The organism is Vibrio sp. D173a, from assembly GCF_030248475.1.
This window is the reverse complement of record NZ_JAHGAH010000677.1, coordinates 1-1,166: the sequence shown is the minus strand read 5'-3', so window position 1 is coordinate 1,166 and position 1,166 is coordinate 1. Positions and strand designations below refer to the sequence as shown.

At 45.1% G+C, this 1,166-nt stretch carries 1 protein-coding gene and 2 pseudogenes; all 3 read right to left on the bottom strand.

The window, feature by feature from the left end; all coding sequences use genetic code 11:
• Positions 1–434, bottom strand: a pseudogene (fre, locus tag KIV40_RS28440) (NAD(P)H-flavin reductase); the annotation flags it as partial.
• Positions 435–454: 20 nt separating this feature from the next.
• Positions 455–724, bottom strand: coding sequence for a 2Fe-2S iron-sulfur cluster-binding protein (locus KIV40_RS28435; protein WP_285352571.1), 270 nt, complete (start codon positions 722–724; stop codon positions 455–457).
• Positions 721–1,166, bottom strand: a pseudogene (locus KIV40_RS28430) (UbiD family decarboxylase domain-containing protein); the annotation flags it as partial. The pseudogene KIV40_RS28430 and the gene KIV40_RS28435, both read right to left, overlap by 4 nt.

Below are 1,166 nucleotides of genomic sequence, written 5' to 3'. Positions count from 1 at the left end.
TTAGCCCCCCAGTATAGGTGAATCTCTTTTTGGCTGTTCTGGGCGATACAGTGATCAAGAATAGAACGTACGTAACTGAAACCCGTACCACCAGCTACTAGTAATAGTGGACGATCGCTCTCTTCTTTTACCCAAGCGTCACCGTGAGGCGCATCAATCGCGATATCTCCATCTTCTGCTAGCGCTTTTTGCATTGCTTCTACTACTTCAAGAGCGTAAGCATTATGCTCAGCTGCACCGATATGCAGCTCAAGCTCTCCTTCATGGCGACAAGGGCTGCTTGCGATTGAGAATGGGCGCTTATCTTTCTCGCCCATCTCTACCATTAGGTATTGGCCAGCTTTAAAAGCAACTGGTGTTTCTGGGTGAAGTAGAATTTGGTACGTGTTACACGCCAATGGCTCGATAGACTTCACTTTACATTTAATTGTCATGCTATTCCTCTCACAGACCTTTAATCAGCAAAGGTCAGGACTAAATTACTTTCTGCTATTGCTTGGCAAGCGAATATCCACCCTTGTTGCTGCTCTTTCTCTGTAAGCATTGGCTCAAGGTGGTAACTGACTTGCCCTTCTAGTTTTTTGCACATGCACATCGCACAAGCACCTACTTGGCAACGGTTGGGGAAGTTAATGTTGCTGTTGAGCGCAGCATCCAACACCGTTTGCCCTTTTTCTCTATCGAAGGTGATATTCTCTGGATATAAGACTACTTGGTAGCTCATAAGATTCCTAGTTGTCCCCAGATACTATCAACTTTTTCGACAATCTTTGGATCTTTTGTAATGGGTGTACCCCATTCACGTCGACACTCTTGACCCTGAATCTTATTTGTCGCATCCAAGCCCATACGAGATAGCGAAGATGGTTGTGATTCAAAAATCGTATCGCGCGCCGGATCCATACGAGTGGTGATAGCCCAGATAATATCGTTCCAATCACGAACATTAACGTCGCCATCACACACAATCACGAACTTGTTATCTGCAAATTGCTGCCAGATGGTCTCCATCACTTCTTTTGCATGATGGGCCTTTGACTTCTCAATGGAAACCACGACCATGCTGCTATTGTCGTTCTGCAGATGAATATCGATGATTTCTGGATGAGTTTGCTTGATCTGCTGTAACGCTTGCTCGCATACAGGCTGAACTTCACTTACTAAAG

Bases quoted from the DNA above. Each gene is read 5' to 3' on its own strand.
- KIV40_RS28435 (WP_285352571.1), bottom strand. From the start codon at position 724: ATGAGCTACCAAGTAGTCTTATATCCAGAGAATATCACCTTCGATAGA.